Source organism: Paenirhizobium naphthalenivorans (assembly GCF_007992095.1).
Classification (GTDB): Bacteria; Pseudomonadota; Alphaproteobacteria; order Rhizobiales; family Rhizobiaceae; genus Allorhizobium; species Allorhizobium naphthalenivorans.
In genome coordinates this window covers 147,054-163,640 of the sequence record NZ_BJZP01000003.1, presented here as the reverse complement: position 1 = coordinate 163,640, position 16,587 = coordinate 147,054, and the positions used below count along the sequence as shown (strand labels likewise).

The 16,587-nt window shown below is 61.3% G+C and carries 19 protein-coding genes; 5 read left to right on the top strand and 14 right to left on the bottom strand.

The annotated features are described in order from the left end of the window. Positions 1-69: 69 nt before the first annotated feature. The 6 genes from RNA01_RS04265 to lgt all read right to left on the bottom strand — a co-directional run bounded on the left by RNA01_RS04265 (position 70) and on the right by lgt (position 6,111). Complete coding sequence (locus RNA01_RS04265) at positions 70-1,002, bottom strand: ribose-phosphate pyrophosphokinase (protein ID WP_147178721.1); 933 nt, start codon at positions 1,000-1,002, stop codon at positions 70-72. Positions 1,003-1,118: 116 nt separating this feature from the next. Further along, positions 1,119-1,952 carry a hypothetical protein gene (locus tag RNA01_RS04260; protein WP_147178720.1) on the bottom strand — a complete coding sequence of 278 codons (834 nt, stop codon included), beginning with the start codon at positions 1,950-1,952 and terminating at the stop codon, positions 1,119-1,121. Positions 1,953-2,071: 119 nt separating this feature from the next. Further along, complete coding sequence (locus RNA01_RS04255) at positions 2,072-3,223, bottom strand: M24 family metallopeptidase (protein WP_147178719.1); 1,152 nt, start codon at positions 3,221-3,223, stop codon at positions 2,072-2,074. Between the two features lies 1 nt (position 3,224). Beyond that, complete coding sequence (pgeF, locus tag RNA01_RS04250) at positions 3,225-4,019, bottom strand: peptidoglycan editing factor PgeF (protein WP_147178718.1); 795 nt, start codon at positions 4,017-4,019, stop codon at positions 3,225-3,227. A gap of 124 nt (positions 4,020-4,143) precedes the next feature. After that, positions 4,144-5,244, bottom strand: a complete 1,101-nt coding sequence (locus RNA01_RS04245; RefSeq protein WP_147178717.1) for a class I SAM-dependent methyltransferase — start codon at positions 5,242-5,244, stop codon at positions 4,144-4,146. Between the two features lie 21 nt (positions 5,245-5,265). After that, positions 5,266-6,111 carry a prolipoprotein diacylglyceryl transferase gene (gene lgt, locus RNA01_RS04240; RefSeq protein ID WP_147178716.1) on the bottom strand — a complete coding sequence of 282 codons (846 nt, stop codon included), beginning with the start codon at positions 6,109-6,111 and terminating at the stop codon, positions 5,266-5,268. Between the two features lie 191 nt (positions 6,112-6,302). Between lgt and RNA01_RS04235 the strand changes: the two genes are divergently transcribed. From RNA01_RS04235 to RNA01_RS04220, 4 genes are all read left to right on the top strand, one after another. Continuing rightward, the gene (locus tag RNA01_RS04235; RefSeq protein WP_147178715.1) at positions 6,303-6,563 is read left to right on the top strand and encodes an accessory factor UbiK family protein; all 261 of its coding nucleotides are present in this window, start codon (positions 6,303-6,305) and stop codon (positions 6,561-6,563) included. A 469-nt stretch (positions 6,564-7,032) separates the two neighbouring features. Further along, the gene (locus tag RNA01_RS04230; RefSeq protein WP_147178714.1) at positions 7,033-7,533 is read left to right on the top strand and encodes a type III secretion system chaperone family protein; all 501 of its coding nucleotides are present in this window, start codon (positions 7,033-7,035) and stop codon (positions 7,531-7,533) included. Positions 7,534-7,535: 2 nt separating this feature from the next. Next, positions 7,536-8,354 (top strand): pyrroline-5-carboxylate reductase, encoded by an 819-nt coding sequence (gene proC / locus RNA01_RS04225; RefSeq protein WP_147178713.1) that lies wholly within the window; start codon positions 7,536-7,538, stop codon positions 8,352-8,354. Continuing rightward, positions 8,351-8,710 (top strand): tRNA-binding protein, encoded by a 360-nt coding sequence (locus RNA01_RS04220; RefSeq protein ID WP_147178712.1) that lies wholly within the window; start codon positions 8,351-8,353, stop codon positions 8,708-8,710. Before proC ends, RNA01_RS04220 begins: the two co-directional genes overlap by 4 nt. Before the next feature lie 93 nt (positions 8,711-8,803). Here the strand turns inward: RNA01_RS04220 and RNA01_RS04215 are convergent, their stop codons facing one another. From RNA01_RS04215 to RNA01_RS04205, 3 genes are read right to left on the bottom strand one after another with little or no spacing between them, the layout of a single operon-like run. Beyond that, entirely contained in the window at positions 8,804-10,183 is a 1,380-nt protein-coding gene (locus RNA01_RS04215) for an ATP-binding protein (protein ID WP_147178711.1), read from the bottom strand. A gap of 31 nt (positions 10,184-10,214) precedes the next feature. Further along, positions 10,215-10,916: a response regulator gene (locus RNA01_RS04210; RefSeq protein WP_147178710.1), complete on the bottom strand. Its 702-nt coding sequence runs from the start codon at positions 10,914-10,916 to the stop codon at positions 10,215-10,217. Between the two features lies 1 nt (position 10,917). After that, the gene (locus RNA01_RS04205) at positions 10,918-11,394 is read right to left on the bottom strand and encodes a MarR family winged helix-turn-helix transcriptional regulator (protein WP_235916427.1); all 477 of its coding nucleotides are present in this window, start codon (positions 11,392-11,394) and stop codon (positions 10,918-10,920) included. A 293-nt stretch (positions 11,395-11,687) separates the two neighbouring features. Here RNA01_RS04205 and RNA01_RS04200 point away from each other — a divergent pair, with 293 nt between their 5' ends. Continuing rightward, the gene (locus tag RNA01_RS04200) at positions 11,688-12,335 is read left to right on the top strand and encodes an MBL fold metallo-hydrolase (protein ID WP_147178708.1); all 648 of its coding nucleotides are present in this window, start codon (positions 11,688-11,690) and stop codon (positions 12,333-12,335) included. Between the two features lie 77 nt (positions 12,336-12,412). On the opposite strand, the gene RNA01_RS04195 is transcribed toward RNA01_RS04200, so the two are convergent. The 5 genes from RNA01_RS04195 to RNA01_RS04175 all read right to left on the bottom strand — a co-directional run bounded on the left by RNA01_RS04195 (position 12,413) and on the right by RNA01_RS04175 (position 16,506). Continuing rightward, positions 12,413-12,841 carry a BA14K family protein gene (locus tag RNA01_RS04195; RefSeq protein WP_147178707.1) on the bottom strand — a complete coding sequence of 143 codons (429 nt, stop codon included), beginning with the start codon at positions 12,839-12,841 and terminating at the stop codon, positions 12,413-12,415. Between the two features lie 145 nt (positions 12,842-12,986). Then, positions 12,987-13,202, bottom strand: coding sequence for a cold-shock protein (locus tag RNA01_RS04190; protein WP_147178706.1), 216 nt, complete (start codon positions 13,200-13,202; stop codon positions 12,987-12,989). A gap of 458 nt (positions 13,203-13,660) precedes the next feature. Continuing rightward, positions 13,661-14,551, bottom strand: a complete 891-nt coding sequence (locus RNA01_RS04185) for a DMT family transporter (RefSeq protein ID WP_147178705.1) — start codon at positions 14,549-14,551, stop codon at positions 13,661-13,663. Between the two features lie 102 nt (positions 14,552-14,653). Further along, positions 14,654-15,820 (bottom strand): PQQ-dependent sugar dehydrogenase, encoded by a 1,167-nt coding sequence (locus RNA01_RS04180; RefSeq protein WP_170253351.1) that lies wholly within the window; start codon positions 15,818-15,820, stop codon positions 14,654-14,656. Positions 15,821-16,044: 224 nt separating this feature from the next. Beyond that, complete coding sequence (locus RNA01_RS04175; protein WP_147178704.1) at positions 16,045-16,506, bottom strand: hypothetical protein; 462 nt, start codon at positions 16,504-16,506, stop codon at positions 16,045-16,047. Positions 16,507-16,587: the final 81 nt, after the last annotated feature.

Sequence of the window (16,587 nt, the reverse complement as noted above, 5' to 3'; positions counted from 1 at the left end):
TTACGGTCGGGTTAAACCCGCAGTAGATGATCTGGCAATTGCGGCGCCGGTCTTGGCGCCGCAATTGGCTCAGTCAAACAGGCTCGATACCGATTCTTCGGCGCTGGTGCGGTTGATCGCCTCGCCGAGCAGATTGGCCGTCGACAACACGCGGATGTTGTGTGCCGACTGGACGGCCGTTGTCGGCTGGATCGAGTCGGTTATCACCAGTTCACGCAGCTTGGAAGAGGTGACACGGGCAACGGCGCCGCCGGACAGCACGCCATGCGTGATGTAGGCGGTGACGCTGGTTGCGCCATGCTTCAGCAGAGCCTCGGCGGCATTGCACAAGGTGCCCCCGGAATCGACGATGTCGTCGATCAGGATGCAGTCCTTGCCGGCCACGTCGCCGATGACGTTCATGACCTCGGATTCACCCGGACGGTCGCGACGCTTGTCAACGATAGCCAAGAGACAGTCGAGCCGCTTGGCGAGCGAGCGCGCGCGAACAACGCCACCAACGTCCGGCGAAACGACCATGACATTCTTGGTGTCGTAGCGTTCCTTCACGTCGCGGGCGAGAAGCGGCACTGCGTAGAGGTTGTCGGTCGGGATATCGAAGAAGCCCTGGATCTGGCCGGCGTGCAGGTCCAACGTCAGGACGCGGTCGGCTCCGGCCTCGGTGATCAGGTTGGAGACCAGCTTGGCCGAGATTGGGGTACGAGGGCCAGGTTTGCGATCCTGGCGGGCATAGCCGAAATAGGGAAGAACTGCGGTGATGCGTTTCGCCGATGAGCGGCGGAAGGCATCGATCATGATGAGTAGTTCCATCAGATGATCATTGGTCGGAAACGAGGTCGATTGGACAACGAAAACGTCCTCGCCGCGCACGTTTTCCTGAATTTCTACGAAAATTTCCTGGTCTGCGAAGCGCCTGACGCTGGCTTTTCCGAGTGGTACGTTGAGATAATTGCAGATTGCCTCGGCGAGCTGCCGGTTCGAATTACCTGCGAAAACCTTCATTTTGGTCCGCCTGTTGTCATGCTGAGTTGGGCGCTTTTTAGCGCTCTTCCCCTCGAATGCAAGTGCTTTGGCGGAAATGGGGTTCTTTTTCGTGAAAACTTTGTAACAGCGTTCTGTCAGCCGCTGCGCGCCTGCCGCCAGGAGTTGTATTCGGCGATGGTTTTCGTTCCGATCTGCTGCATCAGCGAGGCCGGCACACCTTCCCATGGGTCCGTTGCCGACGAGGCTACTTTCTCTTGGCCCTGAATGCGGTGCAGGCGGTTGCCGCTGCTGTCGAGGACGTCCCAGACATAGACGACGGTCACTGTGCCATTGTCGCCGAAGGCGGAGAAATAGCCCTTGAGAATGTGCTCGCTTGCCGGGTCGCTGGCGCTCTTGATCGTCAGGCCTTTGCCGTGAGCCTCAGCGCCGAGCTGACGCGACAGCGGGGTCACGGCCTGGACCGGCGCGCCGATGATCGGCAAGAAGCGGATGGTTCCCGCGGCGCCCGCCGGAGCGAGCGCGGTAACGGCTTGTGTCGAGGGCGATGCAGGTTGGGCTTGCTGCGTCTGCTGGGTAAGGTCTGCGGTCTGTTGAGGCGGCTGCAACTGGGCCGGAGGCGCTCCAAGCGTTTGTTCGCTTGCGGCCGATGCCTCCGGATAGCCGGTCTGGCTTTGATAAAGCGGGGTGGATGCAGCCGGGTTGTTCTGCCCTGCGGCAAGGGCCGTCGCCTGGGCTTCCAGCGAATTCTGGGGCTGCCGAACATAACCCTGCTCGGAGAGCGGCGCGCTCTGATGGGAGGGTTCGGCATAAGCGCTTGTCTGTCCCTGGGACAGCGCCATGTCGCTCTCGCTCACCGGCTGGCCGCCGTCGCCGATCTCCATCGGCGGCACCATAGCGTCGGGTGTGTTGCAGGCTGTCAGTCCCGCCGCCGCAATAAGGGCGACCGTCGCCGTTCGGGAGAGTTTCATCGTCGCTACCGTCCTCGTGCACCTCCATCGGATTTGATGAGGATAACCTTAAAATCCTATCAATTCCTTAGAGCGGCGGGCACGGGACCGGCCAGTCGCAATGAGAGGGGGCCGAGCGCCTAGCGCTGAACCAGCGCGAGCGGGTGGCGAGACAGCGCCCGCGGTGCTTCCGCCGTTGTCAGGTAGGTATGGCCAAGCGTCATAGCCGTCTCACGCTCGCTATCCATGATGATCATGTGCACGAAGAGCGACATGTCTGGCAGGATCGGCTGGGCATTGCCGGTGTGGAACATCTGGTGCTCCATCCAGGAGGGCGAGAAACGGGCGCCGAGTGAATAGCCGCAGGCATTGAGGCGGTGCCGGGCCAGCCCGCGCTCGTCCATGATGCGCGCATGGGTATCGAATACGTCACCGAAGGTTTGGCCAGGCCGCAGGACTTCTTCGATCGCCTTGATGGCGTCATGGCAGGCGGCATAGAGTTCACGATGGCGGGTGCTCGGCTCGCCGATGACGATGGTCCGCATCATGGCCGCATGGTAATGCGCCTTCACGCCGGCCCATTCGAGGGTCAACTGGTCCTTGTCTGCGAGCGTCCGGCGCCCCGCCTTGTAGCGGCACAAAAGCGCATCCGGGCCTGAGCCGATGATGAATTCGTTGGCCGGATAGTCGCCACCGCCGGACAGAACCGCGCCTTGCATGGCGGCCAGGATGGCCGCCTCGTCGCCGCCGGCTCTGATCAGGGGCAGGGCGGCATCGAGGGCATCATCGGCAAGCGCGGCGGCCCGCTCGACATGGGCGATTTCCGCCGGGCTTTTGGTCAGCCGCAGTTCGCTGACGAGATAGGAAGCGTCGCTGGTCTCGCAGAAATTGGTCAGTTGGTTGTCGAGCAGACGGGCGATGCGGCCGGTCATGCCATGGGTATCGTATTCGATGCCGATCCTGGCGCCGAGCAGGTCCATCTCGCTCAACAGGTTGCGCAGGTCCACGGTCGGATCGGCTTTCATCCGGTCGACCCATATGACGATGTTGTCGATGTTGGAGGTCCGTTTGGCCTGACGCAGGTCGGCCGAGCGTGTCAGAAGTGTCATCGTCCCGTCGGCCTTGACAATCAACGTCTGGAAAAAGCAGTAGCCGAAAGTATCGTAGCCAGTCAGCCAGTACATGCTCTCCTGGGCAAACAGCAACATTGCATCAAGCTTCTGTTCCGCCATGCGGGCGGTCAGTCGTTCCATGCGGGCGGCGTATTCGCTCCGGTCGAAGTGCTGGGGCATCTCAGTCCTCCCTGATGGCGATCGCGGAAATCTGGCGTCCATAGTCCGGCTCGCCGGCATGGGTGGTGCGGCGATAGGAATAGAAGTTGTCGGGATCGGCATAGGTGCAGATCCCCAGGCTTTCGGCCCGGACACCGGCATCGGTCAATCGCTTCACCGTCAGTCCCTGCAAGTCGAACATGGCGTGCCCCGGCCTGGTCGAGGGCGTGAAGAATGCTTCGAAGCTGGGGTTTTCAGCGATGAAGCGGTCGACGAATTCCGGTCCGACCTCGTAGTTCACGCCGCAGATCGACGGGCCGAGGCAGGCGGTGATTGCTTCTCGCCTTGCGCCGAGTGAGAGCATGGCGAGGATGGTGTTCTCCAGAACGCCGCCGAGCGCGCCCTTCCAGCCGGCATGGGCCGCGCCGATGATGCCCGCTTCGGCATCGGCGAAGAGGACCGGACCGCAGTCTGCGGAAAGCACCCCCAGAATGATGCCGGGGGAGGCGGTCACAAGGGCGTCCGCCGCAGGTCGTGCGCCATCATGATCTCGCTCGACCACGACGACGTCTGCCGAGTGGACCTGATTCACGGTCGCCAGCTTCTCGGGGGCAAGGCCGAACCAAGCGCTGACGCGGCGGCGGTTTTCCTGCACCTTCTGCTTTTCGTCATTGGATCCGAGGCCGACATTGAGGCCGCGATAGATCCCTTCAGAAACGCCGCCGTTGCGGGTGAAAAAACCGTGGCGGATGCCTTTACTCTCGGCATCGGCAAAGAGGGCGCTGGTGATCGGCTCGGGCAATGGGTGCTCCTGCATGGCTGCCTCCGAGGCAAGGGGGCGGGCGATCGATTCGGCCGACTCGTTCCTGAAAACACTAGGGAAACAGGGCTCGCGCCGTGGTTTCAGACGGCGTAATGTTGGCGCATCGGCGCCGCCGCTGTCAATTGCCGCCCTTAAAGGGCGGCAGCGCCAAGGCCGGGCTTGAGATCGCCATGGCCTTGAAAAGCTCACCCATGCGGCCCTCGCCGGCGCCGGCCAGTCGCTCGACCGCCTTGACGATCTCCGCCTGCGTCTTGGTGTCCTTATCGCGACCGAGAGAGGCGGCGCGGTCCTCAATGCCGAGGCCGACCAGGAAGTCACCCTGATACATGCAGCCATTGACCTGAACGCCGGACGCCAGCGCGGTGCGGGCCAGGTTCTCGAAGTCGACGTGGCTGGTCAGGTCCGCCATGCCGGGATGGGCGAGCGGCGGATCGTATTCGTGCGCGAGAACCGCCTGCAACGTGTCGCCAAAGCCGGTGGCCATATGACCGTAGTCGATCACCAGGGCCGTGCCGTGGCACTTGAGAAGGCGCTCGCAGAGCGTGGTCATCACCGCCTGTCGAGCGGGCGCGATCTCGAAGATCTCTCCGTCCGGAGGGGCAATCCGCTGGGGCGGGAGAAGGGCCGGGTCAAGGGTTGCAACGCCTGCCGCGAAGCAGAGCTCATCCTCGGCGTCGAGCGCGATCACACGCTCGCGAAAGCCGGTCGGCGTCTTGATGAACTGGCGGATTGGAATGGCGTCGAACAGTTCGTTCGCCGCGATCAGGGTGAAGCCTTCCGGCACCTCGTCGAAGCTCGTGTGCCAGGCGATCTTGTCGCCGTGGGCGGAAAGCGTTTGGCGCTGCACGTCCTGGAGGGCCGGGCTCGTCTCCACGAGGTGGATACTCGCCGTCTCATAAAGGCGCGGCGCGAGACGGGCGATGACCCGCAGCATGTCGTTCATCATGGTGCCGCGTCCGGGGCCGATTTCGACGATCCGGGCATCGCCGGGCTCGCCGTGGCGCTGCCAGGCGACCACGAGGAAAACACCGATCATTTCGCCAAACAACTGGCTGATTTCCGGGGCGGTGACGAAGTCGCCAGCCCGGCCGAACGGGTTGCGGGTCTTGTAATAGCCATGCTCAGGATCCGCGAGGCAGAGCGCGAAGTAATCCGTGACGCTGATTGGGCCGTTGGCCCGTATCAGGGACTTGATCTTCTGGGCGAGGGCAGTGGTCATTCGGGGCGCCTCATATTCGCTTCACGACCGCGAGCCGGCGGCGCGCCAGGCCCTCAGGAGTGCCCAGACGCCGACCGCAAGCATCGGCAAGGACAAGAGCATGCCCATGGTCAGCCAGCCGCCGACGAGAAAACCGAGCTGCGCGTCCGGTTCGCGGAAGAATTCGACGGTGATACGGGACAAGGCGTAAAGAATAACGAAACAGCCCGTGACCAGGCCGGGAGCGCGAAAGCCTCCGAACAGGCGACCGACGACTTGCAGCACGATGAAGGTGAGGAGGCCTTCGAGCAAACCCTCGTAGAGTTGGCTTGGGTGGCGCGGGAAGGGGCCGCCGGTGGGAAAGACCATGGCCCAGGGCATGTCGGAAGGCCGTCCCCAGAGTTCGCCGTTGATGAAGTTGGCGAGGCGGCCAAACAGGATGCCAAGCGGCGCAACGCTCGCGACGATGTCAAACAGGCTCCACAGCCGAATGGAGTTGCGCCGGGCGAAAATAACCATAGCCAGCGTCGCGCCGACGAAGCCGCCATGGAACGACATGCCGCCGTTCCAGATTTCGATCGCGCGGATCGGGTCGGCGAGGATGGCGCCAAGGTCGTAGAACAGAATGTAACCGATGCGCCCGCCGAGAACGATGCCAAGGGCGACCCATACGAGGAAGTCGTCAAGATGGGTCGCGGTGCAGGGTGGCGTATCGTTCGGCCAGAGCTTCGGATTGCGCAGCATCCCGCGGGCGACGACCCAGCCGAGCATGATACCGGCGACATAGGCAAGGCCATACCAATGGACAGCGAGCGGACCTACCGAGAAGGCTACCGGATCGATTGCCGGAAAGGTCAGAATGGACAGGAGTTCGACAGCTGGCGGCAAGGGTGACCTTTCTCTAATCTCGCCGGAAAATGGCGTTCAGGCATGGCACGGTCAAGATGAAATCTTGCCGCGTCGAGACAGGAGGGCGCGCAAGTGGCGAAAATCGCTTGCAACGGCAAGGTTGAATGCCTACCTCACTTCTTGCTACCGAGGACATCGTCCAGGGATCGAACGCAAGAGGAGTCAATGCCATGTCGACGGGCCCGAACCGTATTATGGACGAATTCGCCAAGCTGATGACCGATGCGGCCGGCGCCGCCCAGGGGGTGCGCAAGGAGATGGAGACCGCCTTTCATTCCCAGGCAGAGCGTTGGCTCAACAGCATGGATCTGGTGAAGCGCGAAGAGTTCGAAGCCGTTCGCGAAATGGCCATCAAGGCGCGTGACGAGAACGACGCCTTGCTGAGGCGTATCGAGGCGCTGGAAGCCAAGCTGGCCGAAAAGGGCGCCTGAGTGGCGCCTTCCCGGTGATTTGAGTCACCGTGCGGAAAGCATGGAACAAATATCTCCATTATTTTCGATGACCCGCTGCGGTGTCCCGCAACGGGTCATTTTTCATTTTCACGAATGGTTGGGGCGGCGTGCGGCCGGCGTTTCATACAGGTTATTTTTCCACATCCCCGCCATCCGAAAAAAGCCAATAACCAGAGTCGTTTAAGCGCTTGTGCACAGGTTCTGCCGCAAGCGCTGTCCACAGACCCGTGCGGCAAAACGCTCGTCGGGGGCTGGTTCTTGATCTTGGCCATTATACACTGATTTTAAATGATGATTCTAAGCAGGCCTGCGTAAGTTTCGGACAGGGTGGGTATCGTATCCTGGGGTCCTAAGGGAATCATTCCTAGTGTTGTTTCCGGTGAAATTGTCTGTGTCCTTCGGTGTTGCCACTCGAATATCGCATTCATCCCGGTCAAAAAGGTGCCGCATGAGCCTCATGGAATTTGACTTCGAACGACAGTCCAACCCGGTCGACATGATCGAATTCGTCGCTTCCAACAACGATTGGTCGTTCGAGCGCTCGGGCGAGGACGAGCTTGCCATGACGGTCGCGGGTCATTGGGCCGATTACAATGTGTCCTTTTCCTGGATGGAGGAATTCGAGGCTTTGCATCTCGCCGCTGCATTCGATCTCAAGATTCCGGAAGCCCGCCTCAACGAGGTGATCAAGCTCCTGTCGTACGTCAATGGCCAGGTGCTAATGGGGCATTTCGACCTGTGGCGTCATGAGGATGTGGTGATCTTCCGCCAGTCGCTGTTGCTTGCCGGTGGTGCCGAGCCCACCAACCGCCAAGTGGAGGTCCTGCTTTCGAGTGCGGTCGATGCGTGCGAATCCTATTTTCAGGCATTCCAGTTTGTAGTCTGGTCAGGCATGGACGCCAAGAGCGCCATGGAAGCGGTTCTTTTTGAAACGGCCGGAGAAGCTTGAACATGAGTTATTCGTCGATGGGGTCGGTTGTGCTCGTCGGTGCCGGCAATATGGGCGGTGCCATGTTGTCGGGCTGGCTTAAAAACGGAGTGCCGGGTTCTTCGGTAACGGTGATCGATCCGGGCCCGTCGGAGGCCATGCTCAAGCAAATCTCCGATGCAGGGGCGACGTATACCAAGGACGTACCTGCCGGTCTCAAGGCCGACATTCTGTTCCTCGCTCTGAAGCCGCAGGTGATGGAGGCGGTCCTGCCGCCGCTGAAGTTGCTTGTCGGTTCGCAGACCGTCGTGGTCTCGGTGGCAGCCGGTAAGACGCTCGCCTTCATGGAGCAGCATCTCGGCGCCGCGGCTATGGTCCGTGCCATGCCGAACACGCCGGCGATGGTCGGACGGGGTGTTACCGGCGCTTTTGCCAACGCCACTGTCAGCGCGCAACAGCGCGACGCGGTCCATCGGCTTCTCAAGGTGTCCGGACCGGTCGAATGGCTGGACAATGAAGAGCAGATCAATGCGGTGACAGCCGTGTCGGGCAGCGGCCCGGCCTATGTGTTTTATCTCGTCGAATGCATGGCTGAGGCGGGCCGCAAAGCCGGCCTGCAGGCGGACCTGGCCATGCGTCTCGCACGGGAGACGGTCGCGGGGGCTGGTGAACTGCTTCACCAGTCCCCCGACGCCGCCGCAAAACTGCGGCAGAACGTAACCTCGCCTGGTGGCACCACGGCTGCGGCCCTTTCCGTGCTCATGGCGGACGAAGGGATGCAGCCGCTGTTCGATGCCGCGATCGAGGCGGCACGCAAACGGGCCGAGGAGCTGGCCGGATGAGCGAGGCGGCCAAGGTTCAGCCCGAAATCAGCTACGCTGATTTCGAGAAGGTGGATATTCGGGTCGGTACGATCATCGAGGCTGAGTCCTTTCCCGAGGCCCGCAAACCGGCGATCAAGATTAGAATCGACTTCGGACCCGAGATCGGGGTGAAAAAGTCCTCGGCGCAGATTACCGTACACTACACGCCTGAGAAGTTGATTGGCCGCCAAGTGCTGGGGGTGGTCAATTTTCCGCCGCGCCAGATCGGCCCGTTCCGTTCCGAAGTGCTGACGCTCGGCTTTGCCGACGATAAGGGTGCGATCGTGCTCGCGGCGGTCGAGCAGCCTGTGCCGAACGGCATGAAGATGATGTAAGGTCTGCCTGCGGCATCTGTGGATGTCGCAGTTAAGCAGATAAGCCACCTGAAAATGATGGGAAACCGCATAGAAGCCCGCAGGCTGCAGTTTTCAGGCGGGTACGCGGATCGTTGCGCGCAGACCGCCGAGAGGGCTGTCGCTCAAGGTGACATTGCCGCCGTGGCTGCGGGCGATGTCACGGGCGATGGCAAGGCCGAGGCCGGTGCCGGAGGCGTCGAGATTGCGGGCCTCGTCGAGGCGGAAAAAGGGCTTGAACACATCGTCGCGATAGTCGGATGGAATGCCGGGGCCGTCGTCGTCGAGGGTGATTGTCAGCCATTTTGCGCCGTGGGTCGCCTCGATCTCCAAGCGGTTGGCGTAGCGGAGGCTGTTTGAGGCGAGATTGGTGACGAGCCGGGTGAAAGCGTTCGGCCGAACCGTGACTTCCTCTTTGCCCTCGATGCGGTAGGTCAGTACCTTACCGTGCAACTCGAAATCCGCCTTCAGCTTGTCGAATAGTCCCGCGAGCTTGAGTTTCCCGACATCCTCCTCCGCCTCACCCCGGGCGAATGCCATGTAGCCCTCGAGCATGGTCTGCATGTCCTCGACGTCCTGATTGAGGCCTTGGAGGTCGGGATCGTCGCCGGCAAGCGCCAGTTGCAGCTTGAAGCGGGTGAGAATGGTGCGCAGATCGTGGCTGACGCCGGTCAGCATAGCGGTGCGCTGTTCCATTTGCCGTTCGATGCGCTCGCGCATCAGGATGAACGCCAAGCCGGCGCGGCGCACTTCATCGGCGCCGCGTGGACTGAAGTCCTCCGGTGGCTTTTGGCCCTTGCCAAAACTCTCGGCGGCCTTGGCGAGCGACAGGATGGGGCGGATCTGGCCGCGCAGGAAGAGGGTGGATATGGCGATCAGCACCAGCGACGTACCGACCATCCACAAGAGGAAGATATGCGTGTTGGACGCGTAGGCCGAGTTGCGGCGAGCAAAGATGCGCAGCACGCCCCGTTCGAGCGCGATACGGATCTCGATGAGACGGGAATCGCCCACCGTGTCGATCCAGAATGGCTTGGCGATCTGGCTTTTGATCTGGTCGGAGAGGATCTGGTCGAGGATGGAGAAGAACGGCCTGGGGCGCGGGGCAGGCAGATCCCCGCCGGCCTCCATCGAAATCGTCATGTTCAGCTTGTCCCGAGCGATCCGCACGATGTTCCTGAAATCACTCTCGGTGGGATAAGCTTCGATCAGCGCAATAATGGCGGAAATATCGTGCGTGACAGCACCGGACATGCGTTCGGTGACCATCTGCCAGTGGCGCTCCATAAAGACGGCGGCGAGCACTGTCTGAAGAATCAGCATGGGCAGGATGATGATCAGCAACGAACGGGCGTAAAGCCCCGTCGGCAGCTGATGCCTCAGCCAGCGCGACAGGCCCTTGAGGCCGCCGGGGGAACGGTCATTGTCCCTGCGGATGCTGTCGAACAGCGTCATATCGCTTCGCTTCCATTGGCACGCCGTGGCGCTAGTCCATGCTCAGCCGGTAACCGATGCCGCGCACGGTCTGCAGCCAGACCGGATTGGCCGGATCATCCTCGATCTTGCGGCGCAGCCGGTTGATCTGCACGTCGATCGTTCGCTCGCCGACTTCAGTGTCGCTGCCTATCAGTTCGTGGCGTGGAATGGTCTCACCGGCGCGCGTTACGAAGAGCAGCATGATCTCCTGTTCGCGATCGGTGAGCCTGATCACTTCCGCCCCACGCTTCAATTCCTTGCGCAGAATAGAGAACGTGTATGGCCCGAACATGACCTGCTCGATCTTCGGCACGTCCGACGCCAGATTGCGCTTCAAGATGTTGTTGATACGCAGCACAAGTTCGCGCGGGTCGAACGGCTTGGCAAGGTAGTCGTCCGCACCGGCCTCGAGGCCGGCGATGCGTGATTCCGCTTCCGAGCGGGCGGTCAAAAGGATGACTGGGATATGTTTCTCGGCTGCGATGCTGCGAGTCAGTGACAGGCCGGATTCGCCCGGCATCATTACGTCGAGCACCAGCAGGTCGAAGTGCAGGCCTTCGAGTTTACGCCTTGCTTCTCCGGCATCGGCGGCGACGGTTACCCGGAAGCCCTGTTCGGTGAGAAAGCGCTGCAAAAGGTCGCGGATGCGGGTGTCGTCATCGACCACGAGAAGATGGGGGGCATCGTCGGCTATGAAGACCTTGCGCGCCATGTCATTCGGCTCCGGCAGTGGATGTCGTCAAGGTATCGCAGGGTTTGCTCATGCCTTCGAGGAACCGGCGCACGGTTTGTCTCATCTCCGGGGTGAACCCTTCCAATGCGCCCTCGAGGCGCCGCGATTGCGGCTCGGAAAGCGCAAGCGCAAGTTCGCGCCCAGCCAGCGTGGGGTAAAGCCGGCGCTGGCGGCGGTCCGCCGGGCCGGCCATCTGGCGTATATAACCCGAATCGATCAGTTCTTTCAGAACGCGGGCAAGACTCTGCTTGGTGATCTGCAGGATCGCGAGCAGATCCGCAACGGTCATGCCGGGCCTGCGGCTGACGAAATAAACCACACGGTGATGGGCACGGCCATAGCCTATCTTGGCGAGAATCGCGTCGGGATCCGAGACAAAATCGCGGTAGGCGAAGAACAGAAGCTCGATCGTCTCGAAATCGATGGTCTTGTCGTCGACGACCGGCATTTCCGGCATTTCTTTACTGGCAGTCTTGCCCGCAGACTGTCGAGCCACGATGCTAATTCCTTGTTCTGGCTTGGCCGGCCGCGGCGGTCGCGCGAACCTGCCGCGGCAGTGGCTGCCGGTCATTCCTGATGCGGGCGCGAGGCGCTGAGCCTGGCCGCGGTTTTGTCGCAAAACTAAGCGCAGACGCGGAAAAACTCCAACGAAATTACCGGGATCGCACAGTTTACCGGCAGGATCGTGCGGATTTGAGTTCGGCCGCAGGCGTGTTATGCGCAAGGCTTATGAAAACAAGGAGGCGCCTCATGGGCCAAATGCAGGCCGGGATCATCCCGGTGACCCCTTTCCAGCAGAATTGCACGATCCTCTTTGACGACGAGACACGTGAAGGGGTTATCGTTGATCCGGGCGGTGATGTTGACGTCATTCTTCAGACACTCAAGGAGAATGACATTACGCCGAAGGAGATCTGGCTGACCCATGGCCACATCGACCATGCGGGTGGGGCGGAAGAGCTGAAGGAAGCTCTCGGCCTCCGGATCGTCGGGCCGCACAAGGGTGACCTGTCATTGCTGCAGAACCTCGAGCAGCAGGCGAAGATGTTCAACGTGCCGATGAAGGTGCGCAATACCGTGCCGGACCGCTGGCTGGAGGAGGGTGACAAGGTCTCCTTCGGCGAGCATGAGTTCGAGGTTTTCCATTGTCCGGGGCATGCGCCGGGCCATGTCATTTTCTTCAACCGCGCGCAGAACTTCGCTCATGTCGGCGATGTGCTGTTTTCCGGCTCGATCGGCCGGACGGACCTGCCCGGCGGTGATCATCAGACGCTTCTCGACTCGATCCGTGACAAGGTGCTGCCGCTTGGCGACGACGTGGGCTTCATCTGCGGCCACGGGCCGGGCGGCCGGATCGGCGAGGAGCGCCGCACGAACCCCTTTCTGCGCGGGATCTGAGAGCGATAGCTAAGGGATGAATGAAAAAATGCGCCGATGACGCGGCGCATTTTCGCATTTGCCTATCCTATGTCGGATCAGCCGGCGGTGCAGAAATGCGCCCGACCATCATAGCCGACATAGGTGCCGGAGCGGGGATTGAAGCTGCGGTAACGGGCCGAGCAATAGTCGTACCAATCCGGCGACCACGGCTCAACAGCGGCGCGATAGACCGGGCGCGGAGCCGGCGGATAGTCGTTGACATAGGCCGGTTCCGGCTCGACATAGACGCGGCGCGGTGCCCGTTCGACGTAGACCGGCTCGGGCTCGACGTAAACGGTGCGAGGCTGGCTGGCGATCACTGCGCCTGTGACCAGGCCGGCAGCGAGGCCGAGCGCGCCGGCAGCGAATGCATCATTGTGGTGGCGGCGGTGGTAGTAGTCGCCTGCCACGGCCTGGGTCGATGCGCCAAGCGGTGCGGCGGCGATCACTGCCGCCAGCAGGGTATATTTCGCGAAGTTCATCATGGGTTTGCCTTCCTGTGGCCAGCAATTGGAATTGCCGTTTTGAACCAGCAATGAGGGCAGGATAGGCATTCTAGGCTGAATGCAGTCTGAACGAAAAAAACCCGGCAAATCTGCCGGGCCGCAATGCAAATGCAAATTGGAAAGATCAGCCGGCGATCTGCAGGTTGACAGCCTTCGGGCCTTTGCCGCGACGATCCGGCTCCGTGTCGAAGCTAACCTTCTGGTTTTCAGAAAGCCCCTGCAGTCCGGATGCCTGAACGGCGGAAATGTGTACGAAGATGTCTGCGCCGCCATTGTCGGGCTTGATGAAGCCAAAGCCCTTGTCGGTATTGAAGAATTTTACGGTGCCAGTCTCGGCCATGCGTCAGGTCCTTATTCTCTCTGCCCAGTGTCGGCGGGGCAGCATTGCAATGTTACCCGTAACCGGGCGCTAGACAGGCATTTCTCGATATTTGAGGAAAGGTGCCCTGTTGTCGCAAGTCATCACTATATCAGTAAGTACACTTTCTGATATATACGATGTCCTGCCCGAAGCGCTTGGCGCCTCCGGTGCGCATGTATTTATAAGGTCTTCCCGTGCTCGCAAAATTGCCCGAACGCGCAAAGATTGCTTGGTTTATTAAAAATTGGCAAGCGAAAGTTTTCTAACCCCTTGCTGCGGTTGGCTCCCCGCCTTTGCAGCAGATGGGCGATTTTTGCGCGTTGTTGACATTTTTTTTCTTGTCGACGTCAATTGCATCGTCTGCGATTTAATTATTGGCCGAAAACCTTCCCTCATTAGGAAAAGTTGGCGCATTTTTGGACTTTTTAAAATACCTGTCAGGCTGGCGCGGCCCGTCGCCGGGTCAATTCCGGCACGAGTTCGACGAGCAGCATGGCGGCAAAGATCAGGGCGCATCCGACATAGCCGATCACCGGCAGAGTCTCGGCGAGCAGGAGCGCGCCGAACAGGGCGCCGAAAAGAGCCTCTGATGACAGGAAGATCGCCGCCTGCGGCGCCGTCGTATAGCGCTGGCCGATAATCTGGAGAACGAAGGCGAGACCAGACGAGAGGATACCGCCGTACAGGATTTCGGGCAGTGCCGACATTACGGCACTGGTACTGATCGGCTCCAGTGTGACAGCGCCGAGGCCCGCACCGAAAGCGCAGACGGCAAACTGCACGGCGGCGAGCGCCAGTGGCCGCCCGCTGATACCGACGGCGATGGGGGTCAGTGTGATCTGGACGGCCAGAAATGCGGCGCAGAGGATGATGAGGAGATCGCCGTCGCCGAGGGCAGACAGCGAGCCGCCGTTGAGCAGAAGGATGCCGATGACTGTCACCAGCGCTGTTGGCCAGATGATCCAGTGCGGCCTGCGGCGGAGAAACAGAACGGCGATCAGCGGAACGAGAATGACATAAAGGCCGGTCAGGAAACTCGCATTGGTGACGCTGGTCGACTGGATGCCGATCTGTTGAAGGGTCTGGGCGAACAGCAAGGAAAGGCCGACCAGCAGGAACCAGCCATAATCCCGGAGGGCGAGGGGCCGTCCGGCGCGCGTTCCTTCGCGTAGCGCGAAAGGAAGTACGGCGATGGTCGCGAGCGCGAAACGGAGCGCGTTGAACCAGTTCGGGCCAAGCCATTCCATCGCCTCTGACTGGGCGACGAAGCCGCCGCCCCAGATCGCGGCGGCGAGAAGCAGGACGAGATTGGCCTGGATGCGAGACATGGCGGTGACTGCACTTCTTGGAGGGGCTCGAAGAGGTGAGCGCTATCAGGTCGCCGTGCACGCGGCAAGCCGGCAGCGGCGGCCACGGTACGCTCCCGCTGATCAGTTAGCGGCGGCGCGGCTCACGCGCAGAAGTGCTCCGTCCTCCTCGTCCGTCAGCAGCAGGATTGAACCGTCCGGCGCTACCTTGACGTCGCGGATCCGGCCATACTCGCCGGAAAGCAGCCGTTCCTCTTTGGTGATCATGTTGCTTTCATCCCGCTCCATGCGGGCCAGCAACTGATACTTGAGGGCCGCGACGAGGAAGTTTCCCTCCCACTCCGGAAACATCGGGCCGCGATAGATCGCGATGGCACCTGGTGCGATCGACGGATCCCAGTAGTGAATCGGCTGCTCATATCCCTTGGCCGACTGGCCTATCCCGATTTCCGCGCCGGAGTAGTGTTTGCCATAGGAAATCACCGGCCAGCCGTAATTGCCCCCGGCCTTCGGGGCATTGATCTCGTCACCGCCGCGTGCACCATGTTCAACGGTATAAAGTGTCCCGTCAGCGGGATCGATCACGATGCCTTGCGGGTTGCGGTGACCGATCGACCAGATCTCTGGCAGTCCTTTCGCGCCGTCGGCGAAGGGGTTCCCCGCCGCCGGCTTGCCGTCCTGGTCGAGGTGCAGGATCGATCCCGCGTGATCCTTGGGGTCCTGGGCGCGATCCATCTCGCCGCGATCGCCAATGCCGAAGAACAGGCTGCCGTCTTCGGCGACGGCGATGCGCGAGCCGAAATGCTGGGTCGTACCGGTCAACCGGTTCATGATGAAAAGCCGGCGGACCTCCTGCAGCCTCTTTTCGTCAGCCGACAGTCTGGCTTCGAAGAGGGCCGTACCCTGACCGCCTTCGCCCGGAACGGAAGCGGTGAAGTAGAGCTTTCGGCTGGAGGGAAAGTCGTTGGAGAGCGCTATGTCGAGCAAGCCGCCTTGGCCGTCGACGAACAGTTCCGGCAGGCCTTTGATGGGTCCCCCTGATTTTCCACCGCGGATGATGCGCAGGCGACCGGGGCGTTCGCTGACGATATAGGCGTCGTCGGGCATCACTTCCACAGACCAGGGATGGTCAAGGCCAGCGGTGATCCGGCTCACCTCCAGTTCCACCATTTGCGAGGCAAAGCGATCAGCCGCGAAGACCGGCGCCGCGGCAATCAGAACTGCAAGGGAGGCGAGAAGGCCGGACCGGGCCGTATGGGCCATTCGCTTTCGTGATGTGTCTTCTGCCATGTGATCCTCTCCCTATGCTTCAAGGATCTATTTGGTCCCCCATCCTCCCGTGGCAAGGGGGCGGCACGAACGTGACGGCGAGAGGCTCCGCCTTCACTTTCATGTAGATGCCATCGACGACCAGCAGTATCCCCCCGATAGCCATAGCCATGAGAGCGGCGGCCACGGTGCGCTCCATCGGGCCGAGGCGGCGCCAGAGCGAGGGGTGGTCGGATGGCGGCCGCTCAGGCATGGTGGCGTTTGTCTTCGGCGCGCAGGATCTCCTTCAGGCTGCGCCTCCACAGCGCGAGGCTGCCGGCAGCCATGGCGGCGAAACACAGCATCAAAAGTCCGAGAAGGATGTAACGGTCGGAGAGCATCGGTTTTCCCGGCTGCGAGAGGGGAGAGGATGAGCTGAGCAGCAGCGGCGCGGAGATCGGGGTCGAGGCGGTAGCCATGGGATCGACCGCGAGTTCGTCTGAAGGGTGCGAGGTCGGGACAAAGCCGCCACCGCTTGGCTCCGTCTGGATGGGGGCCGCCACTGCGGCCGGAGCGTCCGACGGTGGAGTGGCCCCCGCATGGGCATTCGCGGCGAGGCTGATCAGTATGGCGGTACAGGCGAACATGCCGACGAAGGCGATGCGGCCACGTTGAACCATCCGTTGGAACCAAGGACGCGCTTCGGAACTCTCGTCATCCAGAAACATTCGTCATTCCTCGCATTGACTGATTTTAGTAGCTTGAGGAAAGACCTGTTTGAGGGCTTCACAGGGACCGAATTGTGGCTT